This window comes from Bacillus sp. EKM208B, from assembly GCF_011800725.1.
Classification (GTDB): domain Bacteria; phylum Bacillota; class Bacilli; order Bacillales; family Bacillaceae; genus Bacillus; species Bacillus velezensis.
Genome location: NZ_JAANHO010000013.1, coordinates 42,930 through 66,280, shown reverse-complemented (window position 1 = coordinate 66,280; position 23,351 = coordinate 42,930). Strand labels below are relative to the sequence as shown.

Here is a 23,351-nt window from a genome sequence, read left to right as displayed (position 1 = left end):
AATATAGTCGAATGTTATCGAAAAAAGTTTCAATGTTTCTTAATTTTTCTTTAAAATAGATAATATATTGTCGATAATCCATAATGAGGTGAAAAAAATGAAAAAAATTTTTGGATGTTTGTTCTTTATACTGCTTCTCGCCGGGTGCGGAGTTAATAATGAAAAATCTCAGGGCGAGGATGCGGGTGAAAAGCTGGTAACGAAAGAGGGCACTTATGTAGGACTGGCGGATACTCATACAATAGAAGTCACTGTGGATCATGAACCGGTAAGTTTTGATATCACTGAAGAATCAGCCGACGATGTTAAGAATTTGGATAATGGCGACAAAGTGACAGTAAAATATCAAAAAAATAGCAAGGGACAGCTTATGCTGAAGGATATCGAACCGGCAAATTAATGAATAGGGGGACGCTGTAATCTTGAAAACTTGCAAACATTTAATAGGACTGACTCTAGCTGTTGTTATATTGCTTATACCGGCGGTTTCCTTTGCGGCAGATTCAAATATATCTGTTAAGCTGACAAATTACATAGGAAATCAATCAAGCATTTCTTTATCTCCAACCGGTTTTTATCAGGTTACCGGTGATCATGTGTCTGTAACCAACCGCTTTTCGGGGGCATCCCGATATGAGACGGCGGCTCTTGCATCTGACTCCCAATGGACGAATCCTAAAACCGTTATTCTCGTCAATCGTGATGTTTTTATCGATGCATTACCAGTAATTCCTCTGGCAAAAAAATTGGATGCGCCGGTGTTATTTACACAGCCGGACACTTTAACAAAAACAACAGAAAAACAGATTGCTAAGTTCAATCCCGATAATATTCTGGTCATCGGCGGGGCTAAAAGTATTTCAAAGGACGTTGAAAATAAGCTTAAGTCTTATGGAGCTGTGAAAAGAATCAGCGGGAAAAACCGTTATGTTCTGTCTGAAAACATTGCAAAACAAATGGGAAATTACGATAAAGCAATTGTTGTAACAGGTAATGTTTTTCAAGACGCTTTAGCCATTGCTCCGTATGCCGCTGCAAACGGCTATCCCATTCTACTGACTGAAAAGGATAAATTGCCGGATTATGATCTTCCGAAGCAAGTCTTAATTATCGGGAGTTCGTTCAGCGTGAGTGATGCTGTAGAAAATCAAATTAAAAAAACTTCAACTGTGCAGCGAATACCCGGATCAACACGGTATGAATTGACTGCTAATATCATTAATCAGCTAAAGTTGAAGGCTGATAAAGTCGTCATGACTAATGGAACGAAATATGCTGATGTCCTGGTTGGCGCTTCTTTAGCCGCCAAAAAAAACAGCCAAATATTATATATCAAACAAGATGATGTTCCTTCAGCAGCTAAATCAGTGACAAAAGAGAAGGCGTCGTATGCATACGACTTTATCGGAAGTACAAGCTCCATTTCCGCCGGGGTTGAAAATGAGCTTTCAAACCATTTTTACTTAGCCGGCGGAAGCACATACAACTTACAAATCAATAATGGAAAGTTAAATCTTAATCATATTAAAACATATGGGAATTCATTGAGAATAAAACCGGAAACGTACAATGAATCCAACCGGATCAGTTTGAATGGAAAAGAATACTTGGGGACGGTTAATTTTTCAATAGAGTCAGGCAAATATATCAGACCTGTAAATGAAAACATTCCTTTTGAAGATTATTTAAAAGGTGTCGTACCGAATGAAATGCCTGCAAGCTGGTCTCTTGAAGCGCTGAAGGCGCAAACGGTTGCGGCAAGAACATACTCAATTACGAAGACCGGGAGCACTGTTGCTGATACTACTGCTTTTCAAGTATATGGCGGGTACAGCTGGAATGCCAATACAACGAAAGCGGTGCAGCAGACAAAAAATAAGGTGCTGACTTACAAAGGGAATTTAATTACGGCGGCTTATTCATCGAGTAATGGCGGTTATACAGAATCAAGCGACGAAGTATGGGGTTCAAGCGTTCCTTATTTAACTGCGAAAAAAGACACAAAAGATCCTCAAACTGCCTGGAGTCTGACGCTTTCTAAGCAGCAAATCAATCCGGATTCAATTGATGTAAATAAGCCGGCCTCTTGGTTTGCTTCAAAGAATGAGACAAATGCAGCTCAACTGAGCGGTATTAAAAATTGGATTCTGAAAAATAAGGAAACAGGCGCTTCCGCCATTAAAATTTTAAAAATAGAAGATCTTACATTCAGCGGAACAACTAAAGGACAGCGGGCTAAAACAGCAACTTTGAAAGTGAATTACGCTGTCAAACAAAACAATGGAAATTACGAGGCAAATAAAACATCTGCAATGACTGTGCCGGTGACTGAATTGAGAACGATGATCGGAGCCTCCGTGTTTAAAAGCACTTATGTGACCGTCAGTCAAAACAGTTCTGCTTTTACAATCAGCGGAAAGGGATATGGACACGGCATCGGCATGAGCCAGTACGGCGCTAAGGCAAGAGCGGATTCAGGAGATTCATATAGTTCAATTTTAAAATTTTATTATCCGGGCACTACATTGACTGACTATTAAATAAACGAGAGCAGGAGGAAGGCAATTGCGTTCTTATCTTAAAGTCCTGATCATTTCTATGCTGGGACTCATCTTATTTATCCCGTCAGCCTTAGCTGACAACGCGGTTAAAAGAGTAGGGGGAAGCAACAGGTACGGTACGGCTGCTGCGCTTTCCAAGCAGGTGTATTCAACAGCGAGTACAGCTGTTGTCGTCGGCGGAGGTTCGTATGCAGATGCTATATCCGCTGCCCCGATGGCATATCAGAAAAATGCGCCGCTGCTTTACACAAACAAAGATAATTTGTCATCAGAGACGAAAACCCGTCTGAAAGAATTAAAAACAAAAACGGTCATTATCGTCGGCGGAACGCCTGCTGTGTCAGCAAATACAGCAAATCAAATCAAAGCGCTCGACATCAGTGTTAAGAGAATTTCAGGAAGCAACCGATATGATACGGCAGCTAAAGTAGCAAAGGAAATGCCTGCCGCCTCAAAAGCCGTTATTGCAAACGGATTTTTATATGCTGACGCAATAGCTGCAATTCCATATGCCGCAAAGAACGGATATCCAATTTTGTTTACGAATAAAACAGCTATCAACAGTGCCACAGCAGGAGCTATAAAAAGCAAGGGGATCAAAAGCTCTATTGTAGCAGGAGGAACCGGTAGCATAAATGCCTCTGTCTTTAAAAAACTCCCTTCTCCAAAAAGAATCAGCGGAAGCAATCGATACGAACTTGCGGCCAATCTAGTTCAGCAATTAAATCTTCCGACAGGCAATGTATTCGTCAGCAATGGTTTCGGGTATGCAGACTCCATAGCGGGTGCTGCTCTTGCTGCAAAGAAAAAACAATCTATCATTCTGACAAACGGCAGCAATCTTTCAAAAGAAACAAGAGTCTTTATCGGGAGAAAAAAATTAAGCAGCTTTACCATTATTGGGAATACCCCGGCTGTCAGCTCAAATGTTGCAAACCAGCTGAAAAATCCGGCAGCGGGAAAAACAATTTTAATTGATCCGGGTCATGGAGGGAAAGATTCCGGTTCTATAGGTAACGGCATTTTAGAAAAAGACGTCAATCTTGATATCGCTAAAAGGCTGAATACAAAATTAAATGCTTCAGGTGCTCTGCCGGTCATGACGAGGTCTAATGATACATTTTATTCCTTGCAGGAAAGGGTAAATAAAGGTGCAACCGCAGGAGCGGATTTATTCATCAGCGTTCACGGCAATGCAAATGATGCAACTTCTGCAAACGGAACTGAGACCTACTATGATGAGACATATCAAGCCGCTGCAAGCAAACGCCTGGCAGGACAAATTCAGCCTAGGGTTGTTAATGCATTAAAAACAAGAGACAGAGAGGTTAAAACAGCTCCGTTCTATGTCATTAAGTATTCCAAAATGCCTAGTGTATTAGTAGAGACGGCTTTTATTACGAATCCGTCTGATGCAAGTAAATTAAAGCAAGCATCCTATAAGGAAAAGGCAGCTGCAGCCATCAATGATGGAATCGTGTCTTATTATAGGTAAAACTTTTATATATTTGTGTACGAGCCTGCTGGTCAAAATTGATCGGCAGGCTTTTTTCGTTGTTTTCCGCTCATAATGATCCTTTTCAATTATAGTAGCGGCCGTTTATGGATATGAATAGATTTACAATAAAAAAACAATAATCGAAACATTCTAATAAAAATTAACGCTTCCTTTACTTCCAATTAACATCCATCTGCTAAACTCACGGCATAGGTCATCAAACATCCCAACAAATCGTGAGGTGTGTGTCAGTGGGAGCAGAGAAAAGCATGAATGTAAATAATAACTATGCAGTGCGGCAGGGGACTTCCGCTGCCGTTACGGAAAGAACGGCCCGTTATTTGGCTTTTAAGCGATTCATGGACATTGTGTTTGCGCTTGCGGGGCTTTTGGCGGCGCTCCCGGTGATGAGCCTGTTCTCCATACTGATTCGTTTGGAGTCGCCCGGCCCGGCTTTTTATAAGCAGGAGCGGGTAGGCAAAGACGGGAAGCCGTTTTATTTGTATAAGCTCCGCTCTATGAAAATAGATGCTGAAAAATCGGGGGCGGTCTGGGCGCTGAAAAAGGATCCCCGCGTGACAAAGGTCGGTGCTTTTATCAGAAGGACCCGTATTGATGAGCTGCCGCAGCTGGTAAATGTGCTTCGGGGAGAAATGAGCCTGATCGGCCCGCGTCCCGAGCGGCCCGTGTTTACGGAACAGTTTCAGGCTGAGATTCCGGGGTTTACGGAGCGGCTGGCCGTTAAGCCGGGATTAAGCGGGTGGGCGCAGGTCAACGGGGGATATGACATGACACCGAGGGAAAAACTGATGTTTGACTTATACTATATCCGCAACTTGACCTTTTCATTGGAACTGAAGATTATGCTCAAAACGTGCAAAGTGATCTGGACCGGTGACGGGGCGCGATAAAAATTCTGGTCAGCAGACAAAAAAGTAGGGAAAACGATGCCTAGTATTACAAATCAAATCTTGAGCGGCGCCAAATGGACAAGTATTTCGACAGCGTGTATTACGGTCATTCAAATCATCCAATTCGCCCTGCTCGGGCGGGTCATGTCACTGGCTGAATTCGGTCTTGTCGGCATGATCACAACGGTAGTGGTGTTTGCCCAAATTGCGCTTGATATGGGTTTTGGCGCCGCGCTCATTCAAAAAGATCATGTGACTGATAAACAGATGTCTTCCTTGTACTGGCTGAATATCATAACGGGGCTTGCGCTGTTTGCGCTGCTGTTTTTCAGCAGTCCGCTCATCGCCGATTTTTATCGGCGGGAGGAGCTTGTCTATTTAATCCGCGTGCTGGCCGTCATGTTTTTAATCGCGCCGATCGGTCAGCAATACCAGTATATGCTGCAAAAAGCGCTGGCATTTAACACGTTAAGCAAGATTGAAATCTTTTCAAATGTGCTGTCCTTCGTGTATTTGGCGGCCGCGGTTTTTTATACGGACCCGATTCTCGCCTATGTGATTTCTCAGGTGCTGCTGCAATCGTCGAAAGGGATTCTGTACTGGATGGCCTGCAGAAAAACATGGAGACCGGCGTTCGTTTTTGATCTGAAAGGAATGAAAGGCTTCTTTTCTTTCGGGGCCTTTCAGCTGTCTTCCCGGCTTGTGAACCGGCTCGGAGCGAATATTGATATGATTCTGATCGGCAGTTTTATCGGCGCCGAGGCGCTCGGCATTTACAATCTGGCCTACCAGATTGTCACGCTTCCGGTATTAAAAATTAATCCGATCATTACGAGAGTCGCGTTTCCCGTCTTTGCGAAAAACAAGCATGAAAACAGCGTTATCAGAGAAGGATTTCTCAATATGACCAAAATACTCGCGCTGATATCCTTTCCGCTTTTGCTCGGTTTGGTTTCAGTGTCGGATGCATTCGTGGCTTCGGTATTCGGAGAAAAATGGCTGGCGGCTGTCCCGGTTTTAAACGTTCTCGCCATCGTCGGGATTTTAAGGGTTCTGATGAATCCGAACGGATCTGTGCTGCTCGCAAAAGGGCGGGCCGATCTGGCGTTTTATTGGGACGCCGGGGTGATGCTGCTGTATGGTGCATCTTTGTACGCCGCCGTGCTGTCCGGAAATCTCTTGACGGTAGCCTGGACGTACGCTTTCATCAGCATCCTGAATTTCCTGATCGGGCGCTGGCTGTTGGCATATGTCATTAAGCTGCGTCTGTCGGCTTACTTCAAAGCCGTGGCCAAACCGTTTCTCCTTACGGCGGCAATGGGTGTCATCGCCTTTACAGCCAGCTTCGGCACGGAGCGGATCAGCCTTGATGTCAAGCTGCGTCTGGCAATCTCCGTAGTCTGCGGCGCGTTGTGTTATTTATTCCTGTTAGGAAAAGCTTATCCGCATATGAAAAGTAAATTAAGAAAAGGACGTTTGCTATGAAGGTATTGTGGATGACAAGTGTATATCCGAGCAGTGAGAAGCCGGGAGAAGGGGTTTTTCATGAGACGCAGGCCCAAGAACTGAGAAAGCTTGGCGCGGAGATGACTGTCATTTGTCCGCGGCCGAAACTCGCCGCGCCATTCCGGGTGCTGAAAAAGACGTATCGGCAAAAGGATATCAGGCCGGCGCATGAATGGCGGAAAGGCGTGTCCGTCCACCGGCCGTTTTATCAGGCGGTTCCCGGGCAGCTGAAATGGGCGCAGCCTCATAAAAGAATGGCGGCATCGGTTCTTTCCGCGATTAGAAATCATGGCCTGAAGCCCGATCTGATTCACGCGCATTTCGCCATGCCGTCAGGCGGAGCGGCCGCCATTGTGTCGAAGGCTCTAGGCATTCCGTATGTGCTGACCTTGCATGGCAGTGATGTCAATGTCTATCCGCATTACAGCAAAAGCGCTCATCGCGCATTTACATTTGCGGTGCGGGAAGCAGCCGATATTTACGCTGTGAGCGGCAGTCTGCGGGAACAAATGAAAAAGCTCATCGAAGCGGAGTGCAGCGTGCTTCCGATCGGCATCACGCTTGACGCCTTCCGAGAAAGGAACGAGACGAAAGAAGCCGTCAGAAAACGGCTCGGCCTTCCTCCGGATAAAAAAATGATCGTGTTCATCGGCAGGCTTGTCAAAGAGAAAGGTGTTTTCGACTTATCAAAAGCCGTTCAGTCATTGGATGAAAGATATGAAGCTGTCTTTGTCGGTGACGGTCCTGCCGCATCTTCATTGCGGGAAGCCGCTCATATCGTCACGGGGCAAGTGCCGAACGACAAGGTACAGGACTATCTGCTGGCCTCGGATGTAATGGCGCTGCCGTCCTACAGCGAAGGCATGCCGACTGTGGTCATTGAGGCGCTCGCTCTGAAGGTGCCGGTGATCTGCACCGATGTCGGAGGATTGGCTTCTTTATTCGGGAAACACCGGGGGTTGCTGATCAAGCCGGGTTCACCTGACACGCTGGCAGAATCGATTCTGCAATATGACGGAGGAGAGGCTTGGACGCCGCAAACAGCCGAGGAACTTTATCAAACCGTCCGCACGTATTTTGACGCAAGCCAAAACGCGAAAGCGCTGAAAGAGAAATACCGATCCGTAATGAACCGGGCCGGGCAAGAGGAGAACCTTTCGAAAGAGGGATGAAGCTGTGAAAAAAATCGCTGTATTAGGAACAGGGTATGTAGGTCTTGTATCTGGAACTTGTTTTGCGGAAATCGGCCATCATGTGACTTGCTGTGACATCAATGAAGCGAAAATCAGAAGCTTGCAAAACGGAGTCATCCCGATATATGAACCGGGGCTTGAGGAATTAGCCGAAAAAAATGTCAGTGCCGGGCGCTTATCCTTTACGGCCGATATTGAGCCGGCTGTGAAAGCCGCTGATATCATCTATATCGCCGTCGGTACGCCGATGTCAAAGACGGGTGAAGCCGATCTGACCTACATTAAGGCAGCGGCGCAAACAATCGGAGAACAGCTGAACGGATACAAAATCATTGTCACCAAAAGCACTGTTCCGGTCGGGACGGGAAAGCTCGTTTACCAAATCGTCAGCGAAGCGTCAAAGGGAAAATATCCGTTTGATGTCGCGTCAAATCCTGAATTCCTCCGCGAAGGTTCTGCGGTCCGGGATACGATGCAGATGGAGCGGGCGGTTATCGGCGCCACAAGCGAACATGCCGCTTCGGTCATTGAAGAGCTTCATAAGCCGTTCCGTACGAAGATCGTAAAGACCAATCTTGAAAGCGCGGAAATGATTAAGTATGCCGCAAATGCTTTTTTAGCCGCCAAAATATCTTTTATTAATGATATCGCCAATATTTGCGAACGTGTCGGGGCGGACATTTCCCACGTGTCAGAAGGCGTCGGTCTTGACAGCCGGATCGGGAATAAATTTCTGCAGGCGGGCATCGGATTCGGCGGATCCTGCTTTCCGAAGGATACAACGGCTTTATTGCATATCGCAAACGCCGCCGGCTATCCGTTTCAAATGATGGAAGCCGTCATTGAAACCAATCAGAAGCAGCGGGTCCGTATTACGGAAAAATTGAACCGCGCCATCGGGCCCTTAAAAGGGAAAACCGTGGCCGTACTGGGGCTGGCCTTTAAACCGCACACAAATGACGTCCGCTCCGCCCCGGCTCTTGATATCATCACAAGTCTTAAAGAGCAGGGCGCTCACATGAAAGCGTATGATCCGATCGCGATTCCCGAAGCGTCAGCGATATTAGGAGACGGCGGCATTGAGTATCACACAGAGCTGTACAGTGCCATCAAAAACGCGGACGCATGCCTGATTACAACAGATTGGCCGGAAGTCAAGGAGATGGATCTTCAGAGAGTGAAGCAGCTGCTCAAACAGCCGGTCATCATTGACGGCAGAAATATGTTTCCGCTGGAGTATATGAGGGTTTCAGGATTCACTTATCATTCCGTCGGACGTCCGGCGGTTCATGCCGATCGGCAAATAAAAGAACTGGCAAGATAGAAAAAGATTTGTCTTCAGGCTCTCGGCAGCCCGGCTCGGCTGCCGGTTTTGGAAAGGGGTTTGCCATGTGAGTATCAAACGTTCAGCGGCACATGTTCTTGTGCTGCTTGCCGCTCTCATTACAGGAGGATTCATCATGCTGGAGGCGGTCAGGGCGGATGCCGGCTTCGGAAAAATCACCGTGCTGCTGCTTGCCGCCATGATCGGCATTGCCGGACTTGCTTTGCTATCCGCCTTTACAACAAACGGTCAGATGTTTATGGGGCTCATTTACATACTGATCGCGTGTACATTTTTAAACCAGGCCTTCTTTGCGGTTCATCTCGGATTTTTCAGCTTATTTATATACCGGCTGTTATTAATCGGAGCGGGCGCCCTTCACATCGCCGGCATCCTGACAAACCGTCATCATATTGACAGATGGAATCGGGTGAATGTAAAAGGGGTTCTGATGTTTTTCGCCTTATGGTTTACATACGGTCTCCTATCGTTATTGTGGGCAAAATCCGTGACGTACGGGATTAAATATTTAGCTTTAATGGGAATGGGCATGTTTTTGATTTATCTTATCGTCATGTTCATTCAGCGCTTTGATCAGCTGATGGTTTTTTACGGCATATGGCTTGTGATGACCATTTTTGTGATGGCGATCGGCTTTTACAACCATTTTACACACCACCATCTGCCGAGCTCCACGCTTTATAACGGCCCGCAGTACAAACAGCATTATCCGACGTCCGTTTTCTTTAATCAAAATGATTTCGCGACGTTTTTGTGCATCAGTTTCTTTCTGTATGCGGCGGCGGTGAAAAATATGAAAAACGGCTATGTGAAGGCCGTCAGCCTGCTCTTTGCGATCTGCGCTTTGTATTTAATCATTTTGACCGGTTCGCGCGCGAGTCTGCTGGGCATATGCGCGGGGGCGGCTGTATACGTCTTCATCCTGCTGCCTTCCCTGTTGAAAAAACTCGCGCTGTACGTTGCGGGAGCGGGCGCGGCGCTGTTTGCGGTTTTATTTGCGGGCCGTATCACCAATGCCGTCTTGAATCTGTTTTCAGCTCCGCAGGCGATGCCGGGACAGCAACCGCTTCCTTCCAACCTCGCGAGGGCGAATCTTTTAAAGAACGCCTTTCACTATGTGATTGATTCCTGGGGGTTCGGAGTGGGTGCCGGAAACGTCTCTTACTATTTAAAAGCGGAGCCCGTTTATGATACGGGCGGCGTAGTTGAGGTGCACAACTGGCTCGTCGAGATTATGGCGAACTTCGGCGTGCTTACGATGCTCGGTTACCTGACAGTCTATTTGTTCCTTTTTTGGACACTTTATAAATGTCATGAAAGAAAATCGGAAAATCAGTCAAGACTGGTCACAGAAGGACTTATCACGGCGATGGCCGGTTTTTTGGTAAGCAGCATCAGCCCAAGCTCCGTATCAAATTTATTTTTCCACTGGGTATTTCTCTCGCTCGTGATCGCGGCGGTCAATATATTGAGGCGTTTACAAAAGGAGCCTGCCGTCACGGCGTACTATGAAAAACAGGGAGATGCGAGATGAAGGATATGTTGACAAGAATAACCCGGCGTATCAAAAAGAATATCATTTGGATCATTGCGCTGCCCGTTGTGTTAGGGGCGGCGGGATATGTATTGCCGTCAAAAATCAGCGGAAACAGCAGTTTTACATCAGAAGCCGCGATCGCCGCGGGAAATTATGATCATCCGCTTTATAACAATACAAAAGAAATCCCGCTCCTTTTGACGAGCGATGCCTTTTTAAAGCAGGCTTTGCCTGATAAAACAGACGAAGAAAGAGCGGCCGTGAAAAGTAAACTGACTGTCGAAACACAATCAGATTCATTGATCACGGTCAGCTACAGCGGCCAAAACAAACAGGAGACCGAATCGGTGTTTCAAGCCGTCATAAAAACTTTTCTGAAGAATGACCAGGACCTGTTTGAAAAACGGGCAAAAGTAGTGCGGCAGAGTATTGCTGCGCTTGAAGGAGAAACCGTCAGCGCGGACGCCAAAGTGGATAAGGAACGATTTTTATACGAATTGAAAAATACGCAGCTGAACCTGAAAGCGGCCGGCGTCATCAATTCAGAGCCGATGAATGAAACGGCGGGACAAGGCATGCCGCCGAAAAAGAAAGCGGTTCTGGGCGTTTTAATCGGCATTGCAGTTGCATTTATGTTCATTGTCATTCCTGAGTTTTTTAGAGAGTCCTTGTAAAAATCTGCGATGGAGATGTGACCATGACAAACTGGAAACCTTTCGTATCTGTCATTACACCGTCTTATAACGCAAGTGAATATATCGAAGACACGATTCAGTCTGTTTTACATCAAAGCCACCCGCATTGGGAAATGATTATCGCGGATGATTGTTCAACGGACGGAACGAGAGATATTTTACGGCAATATGAACAAAAGGATGAGCGGATCCGCGTCGTTTATTTAGAGAAAAACGGGGGAGCCGCGGCTGCCAGAAATACAGCCCTTAAACATGCCAAGGGCCGATATGTCGCATTTCTGGACAGCGATGACAGATGGAAAAAGGAAAAGCTTCAAAAACAGCTTGCGTTTATGGCAGAGCGGTCCTGCGCTTTTTCATTTACGGGCTACAGCGTCATGGAGCAGGACGGAACGCCGACGGACAAAACGATTCAAGCCCCTGAAAGCCTGTCATATGATGAAGCTTTAAAAAACACGATTATCGGCTGTTTAACGGTCATGATTGACAGAGAGCAGACAGGGCAGATTCAAATGCCTGATATCAGAACGCGGCAGGATTTAGCGACATGGCTTTCCTTGCTGAAAAGGGGATTTACGGCTTACGGCCTGAATGAGTGCCTTTCAGAATACAGGCTTGTTCAGAATTCGATTTCAAGCAACAAGTGGAAAGCCGCAAAAAAAACGTGGTTTGTTTATAGAGAAATTGAGCGCCTGCATTTTATCAAGGCTTCGTGGTGTTTTATGCAATATGCGAAAAACGCGGTCTTGAAAAGACTGTAGGCGTCAGAGGAGCTGGGTGATGAAGGTGGAACCGATTATTCACGTAATCGTCGGAGCGGCGGAATGGGGGCATGACCGGCTGAGATACAGACGGCACCGGCTGGCTGAATTTCTCGCCCGGCAAAAAGAAACGAAAAGCGTCATTTGGGTATGCCCGTCTCCGCGAGCCAATGATGGTCAGATGGCCGGGATCGCCGAGGGAATCCGGCAGTTCACTGTAAAGGATCTCATGCAGAAAAAAGCTTTCCGCTTCGGCAGGTATACAGACATGTGCTACAGGCATAAGCTTTCACCATTGTTGAACATGCTGAAGGAAGAAGGAGAAGGGGCCCGCTGCTGCTTATGGTACACCTTCCCCGGTTTTCCGCTGCTGGCAGATCTGTTTCCTTGGGATGAAGTGATTTACGATTGCAGTGATCTGTGGGCCGCTCCGATCAGCGGCCGGTCCGGGGTGCTGTCAAATGTTAGAAGAAACATCATTAGACAGGCGGAAATGAGAATCATTCAGCGTGCCGATTCCATAACATGTACATCTGACTGTCTGCACCGGGAGGTCGGAAAAAAGCTGGAGAATCCGTACCAAAAAGTGTTCACCATTGAAAACGGAGTGGAATATGACCTGTTTTCACGGGAAAATAAACAGCCGGATGAAGACATTTTACGGGGACGGAACGGAACGGTTCTCGGTTTTATCGGCGGAATCAAACCGAAGCTCGATTTTGCGCTTATGGCGGAAACGGCAGATGTGAGGCCTGATTGGACGATTTTATTGGTAGGCCCGAACACGGCTCAGGACGATCCGGATTTCGAGTCGCTTTTGGACCGTCCGAATGTCATCTGGACGGGACCTGCCGCGCCGAATGAAGTGCCGTCCTATATGCAGCTTGTCGACATCGGCATCATGCCGTATAAAAATTCACCTTATAATGACGCGGTATTTCCGCTTAAGCTTTTTGAATTTTTAGCCGCCGGGAAACCGGTTGTCGGCTGCAACCTTTCTTCTACGTCAAAAATCAAAAGGCCTTTCGTCTATGAATACGTTGAAGGCAGTGACCCCGCAGATTTCATCGCGGCCTGCGACGCGCTTCTGGCAGCGGACCGCAGCGGATCATATGAGGCTTTGCGCCGTGAATTGGCCCGGAAACGGGATTGGAATGTTTTATTCGGCCGAATGCTCGAATGCACGGGTATATTGAAAAATGCGCAATCCCATTAAAAGGGAAAGCGCATTTTTGATTTGCGTGTTTCTTTTTGATGATGCTTGTTATAATAACTAGTAAGAATTATAATGGAAGGAACGGTTCAATATCAGAAAAGACTTCATATAATTCCAAAGGAGACTTCTTTATGCTTGACGAACGCATGTTTCGCATAGTTGTTGCGTTTTTTGTCTCTCTGCTAACGGTTTTAATCCTAACTCCTATCGTAAAAAAAATTGCGATCAAAATAGGTGCAGTTGACCAGCCCAGCAACCGAAAAGTACATGATAAAATAATGCCCCGTATGGGCGGCTTGGCCATCTTTATCGGCGTAGCGGCGGGTGTGCTCGCGGCCGGCATATATAATGAAACGAAAATGACCGCCATCACGGTGGGTGCGTTTATTATTGTTATTTTAGGAATCCTTGATGATAAATACCAATTAAGCGCAAAGGTAAAGTTTTTCGTCCAGCTGGCCGTGGCCATTATGATTGTGAGCACGGGACTGAAAATGGACTTTTTCTCCGTACCGTTTTTAACGGAACGTTTAGAATTGGGATGGGTCGCTTACCCGCTGACTGTGTTATGGATCGTCGGTATTACGAACGCGATGAACCTGATTGACGGTTTGGACGGACTCGCTGCCGGCCTGTCGGTCATCGGACTCTCCACTATCGCCGTTATGGCGTTGTCCGGAGGGAAAATCCTTATTCTGTCACTTTCACTTGTCGTGATAGGAAGCACACTCGGATTTTTATTTTATAATTTTCACCCGGCAAAGATATTTATGGGAGATACCGGATCGCTCTTTCTCGGATACGTCATCTCAGTACTCTCATTATTAGGTCTTTATAAAAGTGTTACTTTATTCAGTATCATTATTCCGATCATCATTTTGGGCGTGCCGATTTTTGATACGACATTCGCCGTCATCAGGCGGATTTTAAACAAACAGCCGATCTCAGCGCCTGATAAGTCACATATACACCACCGGCTGATGGCCTTCGGGCTGTCACACCGCACGGCTGTCATTATCATTTATTTAATCGGCTTTATTTTCAGCGTCAGTGCCATCCTGCTGAAAAGCGCGACCATTTGGCTTTCGCTGTTTATTATTTTTGTATTGATTGTATTTATGCAAATCATAGCAGAGGTCACAGGGTTAGTAAATGAACAATTTAAACCATTTACCAAGTTTTACAAAAGATTGGTAAAGAAAAATTAAAAAGAGCAGATCATGCGAATGGTCTGCTTTTTTACTATTCTCTTATTATATAAAAAAACCCGATCCTGCTCAAAGGATCGGGTTTACTCTTAATAGCCTGTTGTGCCGCCGGACTGTGTGCTGTCCGTACCGTTTGCACCAGCAGTACCGTTGGTTGAGTCGGTTGTGCCGCCTGTTCCTGTGCCGCCGGAAGTTGAATCGGTTGTGCCGTCTGTTCCCGTGCTGTCGGAAGTCGAATCAGTCGTACTGTCCGTTCCGGTGCTGTCAGAAGCAGGATCGGACGCCGTGCTGCTTCCGGATGGGTAATCCAAATGTTTCTGCAATTCCTGCCGTATTTTTTCGAGATTGGTCGGATCTGGTTGGAAATAATATGTTCCGCGCGTAGTTGCAGTTCCGCCTAAATATAAATCTGATCCTGTTATGGTCAGTGTATCAATCTTCTTACTGGTAAAGCCGCTGTAAATCTGCTGAAGAGCGAGTCCTTCAGTGATTCGGATATTCGTTTGGACGTTGTTGCTCGCTGTTTCAGCGATTTTATCGATTTTAGCAATATTTCCAGCTCTGGACATTTGGTCGATCAGTGCATTTAGGATTTGCTTTTGGCGGTCATTCCGGCCGAAGTCTCCGCGCTTATCCTGTTTTCTCATCCGCGCATAAGCCAAAGCCTGCTCACCGTTCAAATGCATGTTTCCTTTCTTGAAATAGATCCGTTTCTTTTTACTGACGTCACTCATCTCGTCGAAGTCAAAAGGCACTTTTACATCGACCCCGCCTACCTCATCAATAACATCCTTAAAGCCATTGAAGTCGACAGTGACATATTTATCAATCGGTATGTCTAATAAATCTTCTACGGTTGACACGGTTTCATCCGCTCCGCCCTTAGCAAAAGCCGCATTGATTTTTGATTTTTTACCGGTTGTGTCGCCGGCAAGCGTCACCCGCGTATCACGCGGAATACTCAGCATTTTCATTGTTTTATTTCTCGGATCAAGGGTAACGACAATAAGGGAATCTGATCGTCCGCCTTTTCCGCTGGTGGCATAATTTTCGATCCCCATAAACAAAATGGAGAACGGTTTTTTCTTCATATCGATGACTTTATCCCGAAGTTTTGATTTGTCTCCGCGGGAAAGGGCATCATATGCATTATCTGCCGCATTGATCGTTTTGTATACTTTGTATCCGCCAAACCCGGCAGCGACTAACAAAACGAGGGTAAGCAGCAGCAAAATCCGTTTGAATATGATCTTTCGTTTGCTTTTCTTTTTCTTTCGAACACGCACTCTTACACGTTCAGCCATTACATTAGTCTCCTTTAGGGCTGACGTCTGTTTCTAAATACGTCAGTTCTCCCTCTGTATTCTTACTCTTGCCGTTCGTCAGCTCTGTCATCCATTTTATAAACTCGTCTTTGTCTTTTTCTTCAACGTACGTTTCAAATTCGACATGATCCGCATAATGGATATCTTTCAGTAAAAAAACTGATTCTCTCAGTTCGTTCTCTATCTTGCCGAGCCACGTATAATCCGCTGATGTATGCATAATCCGCATCAGCTTCCGCTCCGTAACTCCTATATGATTTAAGCCTTCAGACACTGACTTCCCATATGCACGAATCAATCCGCCTGCACCGAGCTTTATTCCGCCGAAATACCGGGTAACCACCGCGCAGGTATCTTTCAGACCGCGTTTTTTCAGCACTTCCAGCATGGGGACGCCGGCTGTGCCGCTTGGTTCTCCGTCATCATTCGCCTTTTGTATATGGTCGGTTTCGCCGATCAGATAAGCTGAGCAGTTATGAGTCGCATTCCAGTGCTGTTTTTTTATCTTTTGTATAAATTCCTGCGCTTCCTCTTCAGAAGCAGCACGGCTCAGGTGACAGATAAAACGCGATTTTTCAATCACAATCTCATGTTCACCCGTTTCTTTAACTGTTAAATAGCTGTGCAGCATGATTGCTGGACCCTCCTGACAAGCATTAAAAGACTTGTTTCTACAAATTCGAACAGACTTTAGAATTTTTGCGCATATTTTGGTATCATGAAAGAGTAAGATACTATATAAAAATGTTTTTTTCTAGAATATACGCATTCTTTCATTATAATTCGACATAAATTGCAGTTCAATTACATTTATAATAAAAATACATAACAACACCGTTACGGAGGGAGACAGATGAATAAATCGAAGATGGACTCCAAAGTTTTGGATTCTATACTTATGAAAATGCTGAAAACCGTGGACGGGAGTAAGGACGAGGTTTTTCAAATCGGAGAGCAGTCGCGCCAGCAATATGAGCAGCTGGTTGAAGAACTCAAACAGATCAAACAGCAGGTCTACGAAGTCATTGAGCTGGGCGACAAACTTGAAGTTCATACGCGGCACGCACGAAACCGCTTGTCTGAAGTAAGCAGAAATTTCCATAAGTTCAGCGAAGAAGAAATTCGCAACGCCTATGAAAAGGCGCACAAACTTCAAGTGGAACTGACGATGATCCAACAGCGTGAAAAGCAGCTGCGGGAGCGCAGAGATGATTTAGAACGCCGGCTTTTAGGGCTTCAGGAAATCATTGAACGGTCAGAATCGTTGGTCAGCCAAATAACCGTCGTTCTGAATTACCTGAATCAAGACCTTCGCCAAGTGGGGCTTCTTCTTGCCGATGCGCAGGCTAAACAAGATTTCGGGTTAAGAATCATTGAAGCCCAAGAGGAAGAAAGAAAAAGAGTTTCCAGAGAAATTCATGACGGTCCCGCGCAAATGCTGGCAAATGTCATGATGAGATCGGAATTAATTGAACGGATCTTCCGCGACCGCGGCACGGAGGACGGATTTCAGGAAATCAGAAATCTACGGCAGAATGTGCGGAATGCCCTTTACGAAGTCAGAAGGATTATATATGATTTAAGACCGATGGCATTGGATGATCTCGGGCTGATTCCGACACTGAGAAAATATCTTTATACAACTGAAGAATACAACGGAAAGGTGAAAATACATTTTCAGTGCATCGGAGACACGGAGAACCAAAGGCTTGCCCCGCAATTTGAAGTGGCGCTTTTCCGTCTCGCTCAGGAAGCCGTCACAAATGCACTCAAGCATTCAGAATCAGAGGAAATTACAGTAAAAGTGGAAGTAACCGCTGATTTTGTCGTTCTCATCATTAAGGACAATGGAAAAGGCTTTGATATTAAGGATGCTAAACAAAAGAAAAACAAGTCATTCGGCTTGCTGGGAATGAAAGAAAGAGTAGATCTGCTTGAAGGAACGATAACGATAGACTCTAAAATAGGTCTTGGGACATTTATCATGATTAAGGTTCCGTTATCTCTCGGCCTATAATTTGTTAAATAGAGCCAAAAGACATATTGACCGAACAGCGGCGTATATAGAACAATAGGATAAGGAGGCGTAGCGTGTGACTAAAGTAAATATTGTTATTATCGACGACCATCAACTATTCCGTGAGGGTGTAAAAAGAATATTGGATTTTGAACCTACCTTTGAAGTGGTAGCAGAAGGTGACGATGGAGATGAGGCGGCTCGAATCGTCGAGCATTATCATCCCGATGTTGTCATAATGGACATCAATATGCCGAATGTAAATGGAGTAGAGGCTACTAAACAGCTTGTTGAGCTGTACCCTGAATCTAAGGTGATTATCCTCTCCATCCATGATGATGAAAACTATGTGACTCATGCTTTAAAAACAGGTGCAAGAGGCTATCTCCTGAAAGAGATGGACGCAGATACTTTAATCGAAGCAGTGAAAGTGGTAGCCGAGGGAGGTTCTTACCTTCACCCGAAAGTAACCCACAATCTTGTCAACGAATTCCGCCGTCTTGCGACAAGCGGAGTTTCTGCTCATCCTCAGCATGAGGTTTACCCGGAAATCCGGAGACCATTACATATATTAACGAGACGGGAATGTGAAGTGCTGCAAATGCTTGCAGACGGAAAAAGCAACCGCGGAATCGGTGAATCATTGTTTATCAGTGAGAAAACAGTGAAAAATCACGTGAGTAATATTTTGCAGAAAATGAACGTTAATGACCGGACACAAGCCGTTGTCGTAGCCATTAAAAACGGCTGGGTAGAGATGCGTTAGTCATGTGTGAGAAGACTTGCCTGTTATGGCAAGTCTTTTTTTACAGCTGCATATCTATTAAAATACTTATTAAGTACTTAATAAGGCAGGTAAAGTGATGAAGATTGCAGTTGTAACAGACAGTACAGCATATATTCCGAAAGAGATGAGAGAAGAACATCATATTCATATGATCCCTCTCCAAGTGGTTTTCGGTGAAAAAACATTCCGCGAAGAAACAGAACTCGACTGGAGAAGTTTTTATAAAGAAGTAAAAAATCATGATGAGCTGCCGACTACGTCCCAGCCTTCTTTCGGTGAATTAATCGCATTGTACGAAGAACTGGGCAAAACATATGACGCAGTCATAAGCATACATTTGTCCAGCGGAATCAGCGGAACTTATAACAGCGCCGCCTCGGCAAACACTATGGTTGATCATATTAAAGTTTATCCCTTTGATTCAGAGATCAGCTGTTTGGCACAAGGTTTTTATGCATTAAAGGCAGCACAGCTCATTAAAGACGGTGTTGACTCACCGGAAGAGATTATAAAAGAGCTGGAAGAAATGAAAAAAACAGTCCGTGCGTATTTTATGGTGGACGATTTATCACACCTCCAGCGGGGCGGGCGTCTAAGCAGCGCTCAGGCTTTTATCGGCGGTCTGTTAAAGGTAAAGCCTATTCTTCATTTTGACAATAAGGTAATTGTTCCTTTTGAGAAGATTCGGACACGCAAAAAAGCGATTTCGAGAATTTTTGAGCTGTTTGGGGAGGATGCAAGTAAAGGAATCCCGATGCGGGCAGCTGTCATCCATGCAAACAGGGAAGAAGAAGCGGCGGATATTATACAGGAGTTAAGCGGTAAATATCCTCATGTCGAATTCTATAACAGCTATTTCGGTGCCGTGATCGGAACCCATTTGGGGGAAGGCGCCATCGGAATCGGCTGGTGCTTTAAAAACTAAGTGAAAATCTCCGTTTTCAAGGGCGGAGATTTTTTTATTATTAAGTTTTCGTGATTCGACAAAAAAATTCCCGGCAGGCATACTTTGAGCAGAAAGGAGGCAGGGAGATGTCCGAAGGTGATTCAGAATTTTCAGAGGTGCGGGATTTCTTTTACGGCCGGCGTTTATTGAGATCTGAGATACCGTTTTCAGACCAGCGCATCAAGCGTTTAACAGAAAAAGAATATATAACGGCCGAGCCGTCAATCATCCGCCGGAAAAACCGTTACGTCTGCCAACGATGCGGTCAGTCTGATCAAGCCAGCTTTGCGGCATTTTGGGCGCCCTCTGCCAAAAGGCAGATTACCTATTGCCGTGCCTGTGTCATGATGGGAAGGGCTGATGAACTGACATCATTATATTCTTGGAATCAAGCCCCTGAAAACAGCTGGGAGCCTGTAAAGCTTTCTTGGGAAGGAACACTGACAGACGGACAGAAGCGGGCGGCCGCCGCGCTTACAGATGCGATAAAAGAGAGACAAGAGCTTTTAGTATGGGCGGTTTGCGGATCGGGGAAAACAGAGATGCTGTTTCCGGGTATCGAGTTTGCGCTGAATCACGGTTTGCGCGTTTGTGTCGCAACTCCGCGTACAGATGTCGTACTTGAACTGCTGCCGAGACTGAATAAAGCATTTGAGAAAGTCGAAGTTTCTGCTTTGTACGGCGGCAGCGAGGACAAAGGCCGCTTGACTCCGCTGATGATTTCAACCGCTCACCAGCTGATGCGCTACCGAGACATTTTTGATGTCATGATAATAGATGAAGTAGATGCGTTTCCTTTTTCAGCCGATGAGACATTAAGATTCGCTGTTGATAAAGCGAGGAAGAAAAACAGCGCCCTTGTTTATGTAACGGCGACTCCTTCAGACACATTAAAAAAGAAGGCTGAAGCCGGTTTGCTGAAAAGCGTCCGCATACCGGCCAGATATCATCGGAAACCCCTCCCGGAGCCGCGTTTTTTGTGGTGCGGCAATTGGAAGAAGAAGCTTCAGAAAGGAAAACTGCCGCGCTCTGTAACGGATTGGGTCCGCCAAAAACTTCAATTACAGCTGCCGGTTTTCTTATTCGTCCCGTCTGTACACGTATTGAAAAAGACAACGGATTATTTTCGGAAATTAAACATACGGGCAGAAGGCGTACATGCGGAAGACACATTCAGAAAGGATAAAGTGAAACGATTCAGAGACGGCCGGCTTGACCTGCTGGTAACGACTACGATTTTAGAAAGAGGGGTTACCGTGCCCAAAGTTCAGACATGTGTCCTCGGCGCAGAAGCACCTATCTTTACTGAGAGCGCGCTCGTACAGATCGCGGGCAGAACGGGAAGGCATTATAAACATTTCAGCGGTGATGTCGTCATGTTTCATTTCGGAATTACAAACGGAATGAAAAAAGCAAAAAAACATATAGAACATATGAACAAATTGGCACAAAAAAGTAAATTGTTGGACTAGTTAATTTCAGAAAACGTGATACAGTATACTCATACTTTCCTATGAGGAGCTGTCAGCATGCTTGTCAATTCTAAAGAAATCATATTAAAGGAACTTCTCGACCGCCATATGCCTAAGCTTCATATGAAATGCACATGCCGGGTATGCAAAAATGATGTACTGGCACTTTCACTAAACCGGGCTGAACCGGCATATGTTACAGATAAAAAGAAAGTTGCTTATGCAAAAGCAGAGATAGTTGATAAACAGAAAAATACGGCGCTGCTTGTCATTCTGGCTGAATCAGCGGCGATTGTTTCGGTTAATCCAAGCGAGTTCTGTGAAACTCGGGAAGGAGCGTAATATCTCTGAATTGTTTATTGTGTGACTCACCAATTTCAAGTTCATTGACTTGGAGATCTCTGTTTTCTCTGGCGCCCGAGCAAGAGGTATGCAGCGCATGCAGCAGCCAATTCGAAAAAATTGAAGGCCCCGTATGCAGTATATGCGGGAGGCCTCGGGAGTCAAATGAAAAATGCGCTGATTGTGCGGCCCGGGAATCAAAAACGGAAAAGCGCTTTTTGCTGCGGCAAAACCGTTCGGTATATTTGTATAATGATGCGATGAAGGACTCATTGGCCCGGTTTAAATTCAGGGGTGATGCGAAAATCATTCAAGCATTTGAACGTGACTTTGCTGCCGGCTTTAAAGCGGCATATCCATCAAATACACATACTCTCATCCCTATTCCGCTGAGCGGCGAACGGCTGGCGGAACGCGGATTCAATCAATCCGAGCTGCTGGCCTCTCTGCTCGGAATGCCCGTCATTTTCCCCCTCATCCGACTGAACAATGAAAAACAATCCAAAAAGAGCAAAACAGAAAGGCTGTCCGCAGAAAAAAAGTTTTCAGCAGCCGAAAACTCCGCCGAAGGTATGAACGTCATCTTAATAGATGATATTTATACGACGGGCGCCACACTTCACCAAGCCGCCGAAGTCCTGCTGACAGCGGGTAAAGCGTCATCGGTCTCCTCTTTTACTTTAATCAGAAGCTAAATCATTCTTTTTTTCTGCCGATATAATTGATAGAAATATAAGGCAGATTAAAGAAGGAATAGGAGTTAATACGATGGGTGAATTGGCGAATTGTCCAAAATGCAATGCTTTATTTTTTAAAACGAACCTGCAGACCGTGTGCCAGGCATGTATTAAAGAAGAAGAAAAAGCATTTGAAACCGTCTATAAATTTTTGAGAAAGCAGATCAACAGACAGTCGACGATGCAGCAGATCACTGAGGAAACAGGTGTGGATGAAGAGCTGATCCTCAAGTTTATCAAACAAAAAAGGATTCAGATCAGCCAGCTTCCGAATTTGGCATATCCTTGCGAAAGGTGCGGAAATCCAATCAGGACGGGGAAATTTTGCAAGTCCTGTCAGACAGATATTGAGTCGCAATTAGACCATATGAACCAAAAAACAGCCGCTGAATTCGATGAAAAAAACAGTACAAAAGACACATACTATGCCTATAATACCAAAAACACCTGATTCCCTAAACTAACTGATAACGCAGTCGATAAAAGAATTAGACTGCGAACAGAAAGCGAGAGGAATCCTATGAAAATCAATCAGTACGGAACACAATCCGTTAATCCATACCAAAAAAATTACGAAAAGCAAGCCGTACAAAAAGAGGCTGCAAAGCCGAAGGACAAAGTGGAAATTTCTTCTCATGCAAAAGAGCTTCAAAATGCGTCAGATGCGGTCACTAAAACACGTCAGGAAAAAATCGCTCAGCTTAAAGCGGATATAGAGAGCGGAACATATAAAATAGATTCAAACAGCATCGCTGAAAATATAGTGAATTTCTATAAAAAGCAATAAAAAGGAGAAAGCCAATGTCAGCAAAGCCAATTATTGATCAACTGAAGCGACTTTGCGCACTGCATGAACATCTGCTCACGCTGTCTGAGGAGAAAACGGAAGCGCTGAAAGCAGGTAAAACAAAAGAGCTCTCCAACATATTGACCAAAGAGCAAAAGTATATTCAGGCAATCGGGCAGACTGAGGAAGAACGAATCAGGTTAACTTCTCAGTTTCTCAGCCGCGGTGAGGACAATACAATTGCTGCATGCATCTCCAGAACTTCAGGCAGTGAAAAACAGGAGCTTGAAGGGTTATTTCACTCTTTGTCTGCGCTTCTTGACCGTCTGAAAGAAGTGAATGAGATGAACAAACAGCTCACGATTCAGGCTTTACAATTCATCTCCGGGGCATTCGATATGATCATGCCGGGTGAAAAAGAGAATATGAATTATAAAGAGCCGCAAGCGGCGCGCAAGCCTGTCAGCCGTTTGACATTATTCGATTCAAAAGCTTAGAACGGAGGAT

The 23,351-nt window shown here is 45.4% G+C and carries 23 protein-coding genes; 21 read left to right on the top strand and 2 right to left on the bottom strand.

The window, feature by feature from the left end; translation table 11 throughout:
* Nucleotides 1-97: 97 nt before the first annotated feature.
* The 12 genes from G9F75_RS18165 (at nt 98) to G9F75_RS18110 (ending at nt 14,431) form a co-directional block, all read left to right on the top strand.
* Nucleotides 98-400: a membrane protein gene (locus G9F75_RS18165; protein WP_017418804.1), complete on the top strand. Its 303-nt coding sequence runs from the start codon at nt 98-100 to the stop codon at nt 398-400.
* A gap of 22 nt (nt 401-422) precedes the next feature.
* Nucleotides 423-2,540, top strand: a complete 2,118-nt coding sequence (locus tag G9F75_RS18160) for a SpoIID/LytB domain-containing protein (protein WP_029972831.1) — start codon at nt 423-425, stop codon at nt 2,538-2,540.
* Nucleotides 2,541-2,565: 25 nt separating this feature from the next.
* Nucleotides 2,566-4,056 carry an N-acetylmuramoyl-L-alanine amidase gene (locus tag G9F75_RS18155; RefSeq protein ID WP_167409292.1) on the top strand — a complete coding sequence of 497 codons (1,491 nt, stop codon included), beginning with the start codon at nt 2,566-2,568 and terminating at the stop codon, nt 4,054-4,056.
* Between the two features lie 254 nt (nt 4,057-4,310).
* The gene (locus G9F75_RS18150; RefSeq protein ID WP_167409291.1) at nt 4,311-4,970 is read left to right on the top strand and encodes an exopolysaccharide biosynthesis polyprenyl glycosylphosphotransferase; all 660 of its coding nucleotides are present in this window, start codon (nt 4,311-4,313) and stop codon (nt 4,968-4,970) included.
* Nucleotides 4,971-5,006: 36 nt separating this feature from the next.
* A complete protein-coding gene (tuaB, locus tag G9F75_RS18145; protein WP_014419019.1) occupies nt 5,007-6,455 on the top strand; it encodes a teichuronic acid biosynthesis protein TuaB in 1,449 nt (482 codons plus the stop codon).
* On the top strand, nt 6,452-7,648 hold the full coding sequence (gene tuaC, locus G9F75_RS18140) for a teichuronic acid biosynthesis protein TuaC (RefSeq protein WP_167409290.1): 1,197 nt from the start codon (nt 6,452-6,454) through the stop codon (nt 7,646-7,648). Before tuaB ends, tuaC begins: the two co-directional genes overlap by 4 nt.
* 4 nt (nt 7,649-7,652) lie before the next feature.
* Nucleotides 7,653-8,993, top strand: a complete 1,341-nt coding sequence (gene tuaD / locus G9F75_RS18135) for a UDP-glucose 6-dehydrogenase TuaD (RefSeq protein ID WP_103526589.1) — start codon at nt 7,653-7,655, stop codon at nt 8,991-8,993.
* Nucleotides 8,994-9,060: 67 nt separating this feature from the next.
* Nucleotides 9,061-10,548, top strand: coding sequence for a teichuronic acid biosynthesis protein TuaE (gene tuaE, locus G9F75_RS18130; RefSeq protein ID WP_121984548.1), 1,488 nt, complete (start codon nt 9,061-9,063; stop codon nt 10,546-10,548).
* A complete protein-coding gene (gene tuaF / locus G9F75_RS18125; protein WP_017418812.1) occupies nt 10,545-11,225 on the top strand; it encodes a teichuronic acid biosynthesis protein TuaF in 681 nt (226 codons plus the stop codon). Before tuaE ends, tuaF begins: the two co-directional genes overlap by 4 nt.
* A 23-nt stretch (nt 11,226-11,248) precedes the next feature.
* Nucleotides 11,249-12,007, top strand: a complete 759-nt coding sequence (tuaG, locus tag G9F75_RS18120; protein WP_012118576.1) for a teichuronic acid biosynthesis protein TuaG — start codon at nt 11,249-11,251, stop codon at nt 12,005-12,007.
* A gap of 19 nt (nt 12,008-12,026) precedes the next feature.
* A complete protein-coding gene (gene tuaH / locus G9F75_RS18115) occupies nt 12,027-13,223 on the top strand; it encodes a teichuronic acid biosynthesis protein TuaH (protein ID WP_022553869.1) in 1,197 nt (398 codons plus the stop codon).
* Nucleotides 13,224-13,354: 131 nt separating this feature from the next.
* Nucleotides 13,355-14,431, top strand: a complete 1,077-nt coding sequence (locus G9F75_RS18110) for a glycosyltransferase family 4 protein (protein ID WP_003151382.1) — start codon at nt 13,355-13,357, stop codon at nt 14,429-14,431.
* 89 nt (nt 14,432-14,520) lie between these two features.
* Here the strand turns inward: G9F75_RS18110 and G9F75_RS18105 are convergent, their stop codons facing one another.
* Nucleotides 14,521-15,735, bottom strand: coding sequence for an LCP family protein (locus tag G9F75_RS18105; RefSeq protein WP_167409289.1), 1,215 nt, complete (start codon nt 15,733-15,735; stop codon nt 14,521-14,523).
* A gap of 4 nt (nt 15,736-15,739) precedes the next feature.
* The gene (locus tag G9F75_RS18100; RefSeq protein ID WP_007614107.1) at nt 15,740-16,387 is read right to left on the bottom strand and encodes a YigZ family protein; all 648 of its coding nucleotides are present in this window, start codon (nt 16,385-16,387) and stop codon (nt 15,740-15,742) included.
* Between the two features lie 222 nt (nt 16,388-16,609).
* On the opposite strand from G9F75_RS18100, the gene degS reads away from it, so the two are divergent.
* The 9 genes from degS (at nt 16,610) to G9F75_RS18055 (ending at nt 23,341) form a co-directional block, all read left to right on the top strand.
* The gene (gene degS, locus G9F75_RS18095; protein ID WP_007407484.1) at nt 16,610-17,773 is read left to right on the top strand and encodes a two-component sensor histidine kinase DegS; all 1,164 of its coding nucleotides are present in this window, start codon (nt 16,610-16,612) and stop codon (nt 17,771-17,773) included.
* A gap of 76 nt (nt 17,774-17,849) precedes the next feature.
* Nucleotides 17,850-18,539: a two-component system response regulator DegU gene (degU, locus tag G9F75_RS18090; protein ID WP_003219701.1), complete on the top strand. Its 690-nt coding sequence runs from the start codon at nt 17,850-17,852 to the stop codon at nt 18,537-18,539.
* A 97-nt stretch (nt 18,540-18,636) separates the two neighbouring features.
* Complete coding sequence (locus G9F75_RS18085; RefSeq protein ID WP_003151387.1) at nt 18,637-19,485, top strand: DegV family protein; 849 nt, start codon at nt 18,637-18,639, stop codon at nt 19,483-19,485.
* Nucleotides 19,486-19,592: 107 nt separating this feature from the next.
* Complete coding sequence (locus G9F75_RS18080) at nt 19,593-20,978, top strand: ATP-dependent helicase ComFA (RefSeq protein WP_029972824.1); 1,386 nt, start codon at nt 19,593-19,595, stop codon at nt 20,976-20,978.
* A 57-nt stretch (nt 20,979-21,035) separates the two neighbouring features.
* Nucleotides 21,036-21,320: a late competence protein ComFB gene (gene comFB / locus G9F75_RS18075; RefSeq protein ID WP_003151389.1), complete on the top strand. Its 285-nt coding sequence runs from the start codon at nt 21,036-21,038 to the stop codon at nt 21,318-21,320.
* Nucleotides 21,321-21,325: 5 nt separating this feature from the next.
* The gene (locus G9F75_RS18070; RefSeq protein WP_199449054.1) at nt 21,326-22,015 is read left to right on the top strand and encodes a ComF family protein; all 690 of its coding nucleotides are present in this window, start codon (nt 21,326-21,328) and stop codon (nt 22,013-22,015) included.
* Nucleotides 22,016-22,088: 73 nt separating this feature from the next.
* Nucleotides 22,089-22,508: a TIGR03826 family flagellar region protein gene (locus G9F75_RS18065; protein WP_014419009.1), complete on the top strand. Its 420-nt coding sequence runs from the start codon at nt 22,089-22,091 to the stop codon at nt 22,506-22,508.
* Nucleotides 22,509-22,577: 69 nt separating this feature from the next.
* Nucleotides 22,578-22,844 (top strand): flagellar biosynthesis anti-sigma factor FlgM, encoded by a 267-nt coding sequence (gene flgM / locus G9F75_RS18060; protein ID WP_003151393.1) that lies wholly within the window; start codon nt 22,578-22,580, stop codon nt 22,842-22,844.
* Between the two features lie 14 nt (nt 22,845-22,858).
* Nucleotides 22,859-23,341 carry a flagellar protein FlgN gene (locus G9F75_RS18055; protein ID WP_003151394.1) on the top strand — a complete coding sequence of 161 codons (483 nt, stop codon included), beginning with the start codon at nt 22,859-22,861 and terminating at the stop codon, nt 23,339-23,341.
* The last annotated feature ends 10 nt before the right edge of the window (nt 23,342-23,351 follow it).

Coding starts and splice junctions, on each gene's coding strand:
- G9F75_RS18165 (WP_017418804.1), top strand. CDS start 98: ATGAAAAAAATTTTTGGATGTTTGTTCTTTATACTGCTTCTCGCCGGG.
- tuaB (WP_014419019.1), top strand. CDS start 5,007: ATGCCTAGTATTACAAATCAAATCTTGAGCGGCGCCAAATGGACAAGT.
- tuaC (WP_167409290.1), top strand. CDS start 6,452: ATGAAGGTATTGTGGATGACAAGTGTATATCCGAGCAGTGAGAAGCCG.
- tuaF (WP_017418812.1), top strand. CDS start 10,545: ATGAAGGATATGTTGACAAGAATAACCCGGCGTATCAAAAAGAATATC.
- tuaG (WP_012118576.1), top strand. CDS start 11,249: ATGACAAACTGGAAACCTTTCGTATCTGTCATTACACCGTCTTATAAC.
- tuaH (WP_022553869.1), top strand. CDS start 12,027: ATGAAGGTGGAACCGATTATTCACGTAATCGTCGGAGCGGCGGAATGG.
- G9F75_RS18110 (WP_003151382.1), top strand. CDS start 13,355: ATGCTTGACGAACGCATGTTTCGCATAGTTGTTGCGTTTTTTGTCTCT.
- G9F75_RS18105 (WP_167409289.1), bottom strand. CDS start 15,735: ATGGCTGAACGTGTAAGAGTGCGTGTTCGAAAGAAAAAGAAAAGCAAA.
- G9F75_RS18100 (WP_007614107.1), bottom strand. CDS start 16,387: ATGCTGCACAGCTATTTAACAGTTAAAGAAACGGGTGAACATGAGATT.
- degS (WP_007407484.1), top strand. CDS start 16,610: ATGAATAAATCGAAGATGGACTCCAAAGTTTTGGATTCTATACTTATG.
- G9F75_RS18085 (WP_003151387.1), top strand. CDS start 18,637: ATGAAGATTGCAGTTGTAACAGACAGTACAGCATATATTCCGAAAGAG.
- G9F75_RS18080 (WP_029972824.1), top strand. CDS start 19,593: ATGTCCGAAGGTGATTCAGAATTTTCAGAGGTGCGGGATTTCTTTTAC.
- comFB (WP_003151389.1), top strand. CDS start 21,036: ATGCTTGTCAATTCTAAAGAAATCATATTAAAGGAACTTCTCGACCGC.
- G9F75_RS18065 (WP_014419009.1), top strand. CDS start 22,089: ATGGGTGAATTGGCGAATTGTCCAAAATGCAATGCTTTATTTTTTAAA.
- flgM (WP_003151393.1), top strand. CDS start 22,578: ATGAAAATCAATCAGTACGGAACACAATCCGTTAATCCATACCAAAAA.
- G9F75_RS18055 (WP_003151394.1), top strand. CDS start 22,859: ATGTCAGCAAAGCCAATTATTGATCAACTGAAGCGACTTTGCGCACTG.